Genomic DNA, 10890 nt, shown 5'->3' with positions numbered 1-10890 from the left:
ACTGAATGCCGTGGGTGCCTTCGTGGATCGGGTTCAAGCGGTTGTCGCGGTAATACTGCTCCACCGGGTATTCGCGGGTGTAACCGTGACCGCCAAGGATCTGGATCGCCAGTTCGTTGGCCTTCAGGCAGAACTCCGACGGCCAGGATTTGACGATTGGCGTCAGCAAGTCCAGCAGCTCATGGGCCTGTTTGCGCTCGGCTTCGGTTTCCAGCGTGGTGGTGTCATCGAACAGCCGCGCCGCGTACAGGCCGAGGTCAAACGCCCCTTCGACGTAGGACTTTTGCGTCAGCAGCATGCGTCTGACATCGGCGTGCTGAATGATCGCCACCGGCGTGGTGGTCGGATCTTTGCTGTCCGGCACTCGGCCTTGCGGGCGTTCCCGGGCGTATTCCAGCGAGTACAGGTAACCGGCGTAACCGAGCATCACCGCACCCATGCCAACGCCGATCCGCGCCTCGTTCATCATCTGAAACATGTAGCTCAAGCCATGATGCGGCTTGCCCACCAGATAGCCGACACACTCACCGTTATCGCCGAAGTTCAGTGCCGTTGAGGTGGTGCCGCGCCAGCCCATCTTGTGGAACAGCCCGGCCAGTAGCACATCGTTGCGCGCGCCGAGGCTGCCGTCAGCGTTGACCAGAAACTTCGGCACGATGAACAGCGAAATACCTTTCACCCCCGGCGGCGCGTCCGGCAGTTTGGCCAGGACCATGTGCACGATGTTTTCCGACAGCGGATGATCGCCGCCGGAAATGAAGATCTTGTTGCCCTTGAGGCGATACGTGCCGTCGGACGCAGGCTCGGCGCGGGTACGAATATCCGACAGCGATGAGCCGGCGTGCGGTTCGGTCAGGGCCATGGTGCCGAAAAAGCGCCCGTCGATCATCGGTTGCAGGAAGCGCTGTTTCTGCTCGTCGCTGCCAAAGCTTTCGATCAGGTTGGCCGCGCCCATGGTCAGGAACGGGTACGAAGTGGTCGCCGCGTTCGCCGCTTGAAAATGCGCAAAGCACGCTTGCGACAGCAGCGTCGGCAGTTGCATGCCGCCCGCTTCGAAGCTGCGCGCGGCGTTGAGGAAACCGGCCTCGAGGAACGCGTCCACCGCCGGTTTTACCTCGGGAATCAGAATCGCCTGACCGTTCTTGTAGCGCGGCTCGTTCTCGTCGCCCTTGCGGTTGTGCGGCGCGAAGTATTTCTCGGCAATGCTGCGGGCGGTGCCGATGGCCGCGTCGAAAGTCTCGCGGTTGTGTTCGGCAAAGCGCTCACGCCGGGTCAGGCCCTCGGCATCGAGGACTTCGTACAGCTCGAAAGCCAGATTGCGGGAACTGAGCAGCGTCTCGGACATGGCGGCCTACCTGAAATTTGGGGTTGGGCCGAGTCTAGGCGTGCTGATAAAGGCTGAATACGATGATTGATGACGGTGATGTTGGAGCCGAGCACCGACTTAACAAACACTCCAAAACAACTGTGGGAGCTGGCTTGCCAGCGATGGCGGCAGATCAGTCAACATTAATGCTGGCTGACACATCGCTATCGCTGGCAAGCCAGCTCCCACAGGGATTTCTCCTGAAACGGACACCTGTTGCAAGTGCCCGGTTATCGGTATTAACCGATAGTCATCAGGCTGGCATTACCACCCGCCGCCGCCGTGTTGACGCTCAACGCCCGCTCGATCACCAGACGCTCCAGCGCAATGTTGGTCTCGCCCTGGGACAAGCCCTGAACGCCCACGATCGCACCGGCACGCTTGGCAATCTGCTGGCACACGCCACGCAACTGGTCGGAGTGACCGTGATGCAGCACCGCATCGAACACCACTTCGTCCTTGTTCCAGTCGGCAACCCGTTTGATCCGCGCCTGAACGTCCTTCGGCAGGCGTGCGAACAATGCCTTGCTGATGTCGGATTCCGGCCATACCGCCGAACCGCCGACCGCCAATACCGCCGCCAGTTGGGTCAGCAGATCGCCTTCGACGTCCGCCAGGCACAGCACGTGTTCACGCGGCAGGATCGCGTAGCTGTTCTTCTCGCCGGTCGGGCCGGCCAGCACGCGGGTGATGCCGCTTTGCGACTGGGCGGCGTACTGCACGCACAGGGCGCTCAGTTCGGCGTACTGGTTGCTCTCGGCCCAGGCCTTGAAGGCGTTCAGCGGTTTGCTCATGGCATCACGCAGACGCACGTCCGGGGCGACGACTGCATCACCGCGAGCGAAGGATTGTTCGATGGCGTCAGTAGGACGCGTCGACAGCAAACGGTATAGGTACAGCGGGCCACCGGCCTTCGGGCCAGTACCCGACAGGCCTTCGCCGCCGAACGGTTGCACGCCGACCACGGCACCGACGATATTGCGGTTGACGTAGACGTTACCGGCGTTGACGTTGTCGATCACCTTGGCGATGGTCTCGTCGATGCGGGTGTGCACGCCGAGGGTCAGGCCATAACCGGAGGCATTGATCTGGCCGATCAACTGGTCGATGTCCTTGCGCTTGTAGCGCACCACGTGCAGCACCGGGCCGAAGATCTCGCGTTGCAGTTCGTCGAAGCTTTCCAGCTCGATCAGGGTCGGCATGACGAAGGTGCCGCGTTTGACTTCTTCGCTGTCGGCGATAGCCACCTGGTACACGCTGCGACCTTTATCGCGCATGGCCTGGATGTGCTTGTCGATGCCGGTCTTGGCTTCGGCGTCGATCACCGGGCCAATGTCCACGGACAGGCGCTCAGGGTTGCCGAGACGGCTTTCCGCCATCGCGCCTTTGAGCATTTCGATGACACGGTCGGCGGAATCTTCCTGCAGGCACAGCACGCGCAGGGCCGAGCAACGCTGACCGGCGCTGTCGAAGGCCGAGGACACCACGTCGATCACCACTTGTTCGGTCAGTGCCGAAGAGTCGACGATCATTGCGTTCTGGCCGCCGGTTTCGGCGATCAGCGGAATCGGACGGCCCTGGCTGTCGAGGCGACCGGCGATGTTGCGCTGCAGCAGACGCGCGACTTCGGTGGAACCGGTGAACATCACGCCTTTGACGCGCTCGTCACCCACCAGACCGGCACCGACGGTTTCACCGCGACCCGGCAGCAGTTGCAGCACGCCTTCGGGAATCCCGGCTTCCAGCAGCAAACGTACGGCTTGCGCGGCAACCAGCGGTGTCTGTTCGGCCGGTTTGGCCAGTACCGGGTTACCGGCGGCCAGTGCGGCAGCGACCTGACCGCTGAAGATGGCCAGCGGGAAGTTCCACGGGCTGATGCACACCACCGGGCCCAGTGGGCGGTGGGCGTCATTGCTGAAATCGTTGCGCGCCTGCACCGCGTAGTAACGCAGGAAATCGACCGCTTCACGCACTTCGGCGATGGCGTTGGCGAAGGTCTTGCCGGCTTCACGGGCCAGCAGGCCCATCAGTGGCTGGATCTCGCCTTCCATCAGGTCAGCGGCACGTTCCAGAATCGCTGCGCGCTCGGCCGGCGGGGTGGCCTGCCAGATTGGCGCAGCATTGAGTGCGCACTGGATCGCGTTGTCGACGTCTTCGACGGTGGCTTCCTGCACGTGGCCGACCACATCGCGGTGATCCGCCGGGTTCAGCACTGGCGCCGGGGCTTCGTTGCTGGAAGCGCAACCGAGCATCGGCGCGGCCTTCCAGTTGTTGTGCGCGGTGGCGAGCAGGGCGCAGGACAGCGAAGCCAGACGATGTTCGTTGGCCATGTCGATACCGGCGGAGTTGGCGCGCTCGGCGCCGTACAGATCACGCGGCAGCGGAATACGCGGGTGCGGCAGGCCGAAACCACCTTCCACGGTCGCCATCTGCTCGATCTGCGCCACCGGATCGGCCACCAGTTCCTGAATCGAAATCGACTGGTCGGCGATGCGGTTGACGAACGAAGTGTTGGCGCCGTTTTCCAGCAAGCGACGCACGAGGTACGCCAGCAGGGTTTCGTGGGTGCCGACTGGTGCGTACACGCGGCACGGACGGTTCAGCTTGCCTTCGGAAACTTTGCCTACAACTTGCTCGTAGAGCGGTTCGCCCATGCCGTGCAGGCACTGGAATTCGTACTGGCCCGGGTAATAGTTCTGACCGGCAATGTGGTAAATCGCCGACAAGGTGTGGGCGTTGTGCGTGGCGAACTGCGGGTAGATGACTTCCGGCACCGACAGCAGTTTGCGCGCGCAGGCAATGTAGGAAACGTCGGTGTACACCTTGCGGGTGTAGACCGGATAGCCTTCCAGGCCTTCGACCTGGGCGCGCTTGATTTCGCTGTCCCAGTACGCGCCTTTCACCAGACGGATCATCAGGCGATGACGGCTACGGCGGGCCAGATCGATCACGTAGTCGATCACGTATGGGCAGCGCTTCTGATAAGCCTGAATCACGAAGCCGATGCCGTTCCAACCGGTCAGCTGCGGCTCGAAGCACAGGCGTTCGAGCAGATCCAGCGACAGTTCCAGGCGGTCGGCTTCTTCGGCGTCGATGTTCAGGCCGATGTCGTATTGCTTGGCCAGCAGGGTCAGCGACAGCAGGCGCGGGTACAGCTCGTCCATCACGCGCTCGTACTGCGCACGGCTGTAGCGCGGGTGCAGTGCCGACAGCTTGATGGAAATGCCCGGGCCTTCATAAATCCCACGACCGTGGGAGGCTTTGCCGATCGAGTGAATGGCTTGTTCGTACGACGCCAGGTACTTCTGCGCGTCGTGTTCGGTCAGCGCCGCTTCACCGAGCATGTCGTAGGAATAGCGGAAGCCCTTGGCTTCGAACTTGCTCGCGTTGGCCAGGGCTTCGGCGATGGTTTCGCCGGTCACGAACTGCTCGCCCATCAGACGCATGGCCATGTCGACGCCCTTGCGGATCATCGGCTCGCCGCTCTTGCCGATGATGCGGCTCAGCGACGAGGTCAGGCCGGCTTCGTTGTGAGTCGACACCAGTTTGCCGGTCAGCAGCAGGCCCCAAGTCGCCGCGTTGACGAACAGCGACGGGCTGTTGCCCAGGTGCGGCTGCCAGTTGCCGGTGCTGATCTTGTCGCGGATCAGCGCATCGCGAGTGCCTTTGTCCGGGATGCGAAGCAGCGCTTCGGCCAGGCACATCAGCGCCACGCCTTCCTGAGACGACAGGGAAAATTCCTGCAGCAGACCCTGAACAATGCCTGCACGACCGCCGGCACTTTTCTGGTTACGCAGTTTTTCCGCGATGGTCGCGGCGAGTTTGTTGGTGGCTTCGGCCATTGGCGCCGGCAGGCGCGCCTGCTCGATCAGCATCGGCACCACTTCCGGCTCGGGGCGACGGTAAGCGGCGGTGATCGAAGCGCGCAGAACCGATTGCGGCAGGATGCTTTCAGCGAATTCGAGGAAGCACTGGTGGGCGTGATCGGTCTGCACTTCGCCAGCGTCATCGCTGTCCTTGGCGGTCAAACCGTTCAACTCGGTCAGGGTTGCACCACCCTCGAGTTTTTCCAGGTAATTGAAAATTGCCTGCTTGATCAGCCAGTGCGGTGTGCGATCAATCGAGGTCGCGGCAGCCTTCAGGCGCTCGCGGGTCGGGTCATCGAGTTTGACCCCAAGGGTGGTGGTAGCCATATTTTTATCCTCATGGTTGCCACAGTTGCGTGGCATCAGCTGGCGGCAAGATTAGCCGTGCGCCGAAAGAGGTGCAACCGGGTGCAACCCTTTTTTGTCGGAATAATTGGCAGGTCTTCAGGAATTTATTTCTGCTATGAAAATACTGCTCCCGCTTGGTGCTTTTGCTTCTAGCCAGACGTCATGACTGCAACAAAAGGGAGCAAAAACCGCGGTTTCGCCGCCGAATTCCAGCAGGTGCAACTTATTCTCAAGAAACTGGTTGCACCTGTTTTGCTTTGTTGCATAGCATTCGCGCCCAAGGTGCAACCGGGATAACCCGGTGCATCGGCTGGTGGCTTTCCTGGGGAAACATCAGTCCTAAATGCGCGGGATCCCGATTCGTCTGCCAAACGTCGCCGTTTGAGCGCGAGCGATCACCGCTGCAACATAAAAACAAAGCCAGGGCGTACTTAATGAGCGTAAGCAATCCAACACTGATCACGTTCGTGATCTACATCGCAGCAATGGTGCTGATCGGCTTCATGGCCTATCGCTCCACCAACAACCTTTCCGACTATATTCTTGGCGGCCGCAGCCTCGGCAGCGTGGTAACGGCGCTGTCAGCCGGTGCTTCCGACATGAGCGGCTGGTTGCTGATGGGCCTGCCGGGCGCCATCTACATGTCCGGTCTGTCCGAAAGCTGGATCGCCATCGGCCTGATCGTCGGCGCCTACCTGAACTGGCTGTTCGTCGCCGGCCGTCTGCGCGTGCAGACCGAGCACAACGGCGATGCCCTGACCCTGCCGGACTATTTCTCCAGCCGTTTCGAAGACAAGAGCGGCCTGCTGCGCATCATTTCGGCGGTGGTGATTCTGGTGTTCTTCACCATTTACTGCGCTTCCGGCATCGTTGCTGGCGCCCGTCTGTTCGAAAGCACCTTCGGCATGTCCTACGAGACGGCGCTGTGGGCCGGTGCTGCGGCGACGATTGCCTACACCTTCGTCGGCGGTTTCCTCGCGGTGAGCTGGACTGACACCGTGCAAGCCACGCTGATGATCTTCGCTTTGCTGCTGACGCCGATCATCGTGTTGCTGGCCACCGGTGGCGTCGACACCACGTTCCTCGCCATCGAAGCCCAGGACCCGAGCAACTTCGACATGCTCAAGGGCACCACTTTCATCGGCATCATCTCGCTGATGGGCTGGGGTCTGGGCTACTTCGGCCAGCCGCACATCCTCGCGCGCTTCATGGCCGCTGATTCGGTGAAGTCGATCGCCAACGCCCGTCGCATCTCCATGACCTGGATGATCCTGTGCCTGGGCGGAACTGTGGCCGTGGGCTTCTTCGGCATCGCCTACTTCTCGGCGCACCCGGAAGTGGCCGGTCCCGTGACCGAGAACCACGAGCGGGTGTTCATCGAACTGGCCAAGATCCTCTTCAATCCTTGGGTGGCCGGTGTCCTGCTGTCGGCGATTCTCGCTGCTGTGATGAGCACCCTGAGCTGCCAGTTGCTGGTGTGCTCGAGCGCCCTGACCGAGGACTTCTACAAGACTTTCCTGCGCAAATCCGCTTCCCAGGTTGAACTGGTCTGGGTCGGTCGCGCAATGGTGCTGCTGGTGGCGCTGATCGCCATCGCCATGGCCGCCAACCCGGAAAACCGCGTACTGGGCCTGGTGTCCTACGCCTGGGCCGGTTTCGGTGCCGCGTTCGGTCCAGTGGTGCTGATTTCGGTGATCTGGAAAGACATGACCCGCAACGGCGCACTGGCCGGCATCCTGGTCGGCGCCATCACCGTGGTGGTGTGGAAGCACTTCGAGGTGATGGGCCTGTACGAAATCATCCCGGGCTTCATCTTCGCCAGCCTGGCGATCTACATCGTCAGCAAGCTCGGCGAGCCGACCGCTGGCATGGTGCAGCGCTTCCAGGCGGCGGAAAAGGATTTCCACCTGAACAAGTAATTGTTCTGAGCTGACGCTCACGCGAAAACGGCCCGTTTCCTACAGGAGACGGGCCGTTTTTTTATGCCTGTGATTTCTCAAGAACATGGAGAACCCTGTGGGAGCTGGCTTGCCAGCGATGGCGGTGTGTCAGTCAGCGAATGAATTGAATGTGCCGACCTCATCGCTGGCAAGCCAGCTCCCACAGGGCCAGTGGTGGTTTTGGGGGATATGTCTGTAGTCGAATGCGCCAATATCCGAAGGTTTTTTCGACGGAAAAAGTAGGGCAAATCTGATTTTTCCGTCACCTACCCAACACCCCTTGCCCCTCATGCAGAATCGCCCGCCCTCATTCTGCAGAGACACACCGGATGTTCGCGCCTGCCAATCAACCGCGTTTCATGTTGACCCTCGAAGGCGCCCAAACTGACCTCAAGGTCCTTGAGTTCACGGGCAAGGAAGCCATCAGCCAACCCTATCGTTTCGAGCTGGAACTGGTCAGCGAGCGACCGGATCTGGATCTCGAAAGCCTGTTGCACCGTCAGGCGTTTCTGAGTTTTGAAGCCGATGGCGGTGGTATCCACGGCCAGATTTATCGGGTCGGGCAGGGGGATTCCGGGAAACGTCTGACACGCTATCACCTGAGCCTTGTGCCGCGTCTGACTTACCTCGGCCACCGCACCAATCAGCGGATTTTTCAGCATCAGACGGTGCCGCAGATCGTTGCGCGCATCCTCAAGGATCACGCGATCCTGCGCGATGCCCTCGAATTTCGTCTCGGCAGTGACTACCCGGTGCGTGAATATTGCGTGCAGTACGCCGAGACTGATCTGGCGTTCGTTCAGCGCCTGTGTGCCGAGGTCGGCATTCATTACCACTTTCAGCACAGTGCCGACGGGCATGTGTTGGTGTTCGGCGACGATCAGACGGTGTTCCCGCGCCTGGCCGAATCGACGCTGTACTTGCCGGGCAGCGGCATGGCGTCTGCGGCGCCGGCCATCCAGCGCTTCAATGTCAGGGTGGAAACCCGCACCAGCGTGGTCACCCGGCGTGACTACAACTTTGAAAAGCCGCGCCTGCAACTGCAAAACCGCAGTGAAAGCGAGCAACGTCCGGTGCTGGAGGATTATCACTTTCCCGGCCAGTTCAACGACCGGGAGACCGGCAAGCACCTGGCGCAGCGCGCGCTGGAAAGACATGTCGCCGATTATCGTCAGGCCGAGGGCATCAGCGACGTATCCGCACTGGTTTGCGGACATTTCCTGCAACTGGCCGAGCATCCGCGCAAGGACTGGAATGACCTGTGGCTGCTCACCGCCATCGAACACCGTGGGCGACAGCCGCAAGTGCTTGAGGAATCGGTGACCAGTGATGGTGAAGGTTTCCAGGGTTACCGTAATACCTTTCTCGCCACGCCGTGGGACGTGTTCTTCCGCCCGGCCCTCTGCCCGGAAAAACCACGGATGCTCGGCTATCAACCTGCCGTCGTCACCGGGCCACAAGACACGGAAATCCACTGCGACGAATATGGCCGGGTCAAGGTGCAACTGGCCTGGGATCGTGACGGCGAACTCAACGAGCATTCCAGCTGCTGGCTGCGTGTCGCCACCAGTTGGGCCCATGACCATTACGGCAGTGTGCTGATCCCGCGGGTCGGCATGGAGGTGCTGGTCGGTTTCATCGACGCCGATGCCGACAAACCGCTGGTGATGGGCTGCCTGCCCAATGCGGCGACCCCGGTGCCGCTGGACCTGCCGGCGGACAAGACCCGCAGCATCCTGCGCAGCCAGAGCAGCCCTGGTGGCGGCGGTTACAACGAACTGCGCATCGAGGACAAGAAAGGCGCCGAGGAAATTTACCTGCGCGCCCAGCGCAACTGGACCCAGCATGTGTTGCACGACCAACAACTGCAGGTCGACAACCAGCGCAGCGTCGTCGTCACCGGCCTGGCGAAACATGAGTTGAAGGCTGACGAGCAGCGCATCACCCACGGCCAGCGCCAGACCGAAGTGAAGCAGGACGATCACCTGACGGTGGTGGGCGATCAGCATATTCGGGTGAGCAATCAGGCGACCAGCGCCAGCGGGCAAATCCACCTCAGTGCCGGGCAACAGGTGGTGATCGATGGCGGCGCGAGCGCAACCATTCAGGCCGGCGGGCAGTGGATCAACATCGGCCCCGGCGGGATCTTCAGCAGCGTACCGATTCAGGTCGGTGGTGCGCCGATGGCGGCGATGAGCGCGGCACCGAGTGTGCCGGGGCTGCCGGAAAAACTGGCGGCCGCGCCCGCGGCGATCCTCACGTTGGCACAAATCATGAGCCTGAAAAGTGATGCGCCATTTTGTGAGGAGTGCGAGCGCTGCAAGGACGGTGTCTGTGCAGCCTGAGTGCCTCAAGCCTTCAGACTGGCTGGCGCGTGAACCGCTGAAACCCTCCGAGCAACTGTTCGCGATCTTCAGTAACGCCAGCGACGCCAGGCCACCACTGATTGCCCGCAGCCCGATCTGGGCGGACACGATCTACGCCGGGTGGGAGGAGGTGATGCCGTTTGTGGGAATTGTCGCTGCGGACAGTGAGGTTCTCGATTGGGTGGCGACTACCGAGTCTGTGGATTGGGGGTGGCTGGCAATCTCTTCGGCGAGCCTTGAGGTGGTGGTTGAGCATTTTTGCAGCTTGACCCAGGTGCTGACGCCCGACGGCAAAGCGGTGTTTTTCCGGTTTTGGGACGGGCGGTTTCTGTTGCCGATCTTGCAGTCCGAAGCGGTCAGTGCGGTGCAGCTTTTGCCGGTGATCTCGCGAGGACTGATCAATGGCCAGGCCTTTGAAGTCGGGGGGCGGGCGCAGGGTTGCGGACGGGTTTTTCCCTGGTGGACGGTGCCTGCTCCGGTACTGGCTTGTGCGGGTGATGCAGTGCGCATCGGCAACGCTTTGCAGTGGTTGAGCGAGGAACATCCGCCGTTGTTCGAGGGTTTTCCCGAGCCTGTGCTGCGCTGCAAGGTCGGGCGGTTTTTTCAGATTTCAACGTCGGAAGAATCGTCGCAATCGGCATTGGTGGAGTATTTGCTGGCAGAACTGGAGTGAGTTTTCCGGGCGAAGGCTTCGGACGTTTCCTTCGAGTTGCGGCGGCTTTCATGAACTGGTGGGCGTTGGGTAGCAGGGATAGTCTTGCATTGTCACCGCAGATGCGGCGACAGGGTGTAGGAGCCCTGATACCAGAAGAGCGCATAAACGTCGTCGCCCGGTTTGCGGCAGTCTACGTGCGTCCGTAAGATCATTTGCGGCGGTTATGCGCGGGCACGCTTTGGCGTGGCCGAGTGCTCTGGTCTCGGTTCTCCTACCCCGCGCATGGCTGCCACCCAAACCTGTAGGAGGGAGATGGTGGAAGCTCATTTCACTACCAGAGGTTCAAAGA

At 61.2% G+C, this 10890-nt stretch carries 5 protein-coding genes; 3 read left to right on the top strand and 2 right to left on the bottom strand.

Features of this window, described 5'->3' with window-relative positions; translation table 11 throughout:
- Together DBR18_RS19565 and putA are read right to left on the bottom strand one after the other, a co-directional pair.
- On the bottom strand, nt 1–1345 hold a 1345-nt coding region (locus tag DBR18_RS19565), incomplete at its 3' end, for an acyl-CoA dehydrogenase family protein (RefSeq protein ID WP_371921120.1).
- Between the two features lie 260 nt (nt 1346–1605).
- Nucleotides 1606–5559 carry a trifunctional transcriptional regulator/proline dehydrogenase/L-glutamate gamma-semialdehyde dehydrogenase gene (putA, locus tag DBR18_RS19560; RefSeq protein WP_108591536.1) on the bottom strand — a complete coding sequence of 1318 codons (3954 nt, stop codon included), beginning with the start codon at nt 5557–5559 and terminating at the stop codon, nt 1606–1608.
- 455 nt (nt 5560–6014) lie between these two features.
- Between putA and putP the strand changes: the two genes are divergently transcribed.
- From putP to DBR18_RS19540, 3 genes are all read left to right on the top strand, one after another.
- Nucleotides 6015–7499 (top strand): sodium/proline symporter PutP, encoded by a 1485-nt coding sequence (putP, locus tag DBR18_RS19555; protein WP_007967315.1) that lies wholly within the window; start codon nt 6015–6017, stop codon nt 7497–7499.
- 350 nt (nt 7500–7849) lie between these two features.
- Nucleotides 7850–9865 (top strand): type VI secretion system tip protein VgrG, encoded by a 2016-nt coding sequence (locus DBR18_RS19545; protein ID WP_108591535.1) that lies wholly within the window; start codon nt 7850–7852, stop codon nt 9863–9865.
- Nucleotides 9855–10559 (top strand): DUF4123 domain-containing protein, encoded by a 705-nt coding sequence (locus DBR18_RS19540; protein WP_108591534.1) that lies wholly within the window; start codon nt 9855–9857, stop codon nt 10557–10559. The genes DBR18_RS19545 and DBR18_RS19540 overlap by 11 nt, the downstream gene beginning before the upstream one ends.
- Nucleotides 10560–10890: the final 331 nt, after the last annotated feature.

The organism is Pseudomonas sp. HMWF021 (assembly GCF_003061005.1).
Classification (GTDB): domain Bacteria; phylum Pseudomonadota; class Gammaproteobacteria; order Pseudomonadales; family Pseudomonadaceae; genus Aquipseudomonas.
Note: the sequence above shows the minus strand (reverse complement) of the source record. Positions and strands in the feature narration are given on the sequence as shown.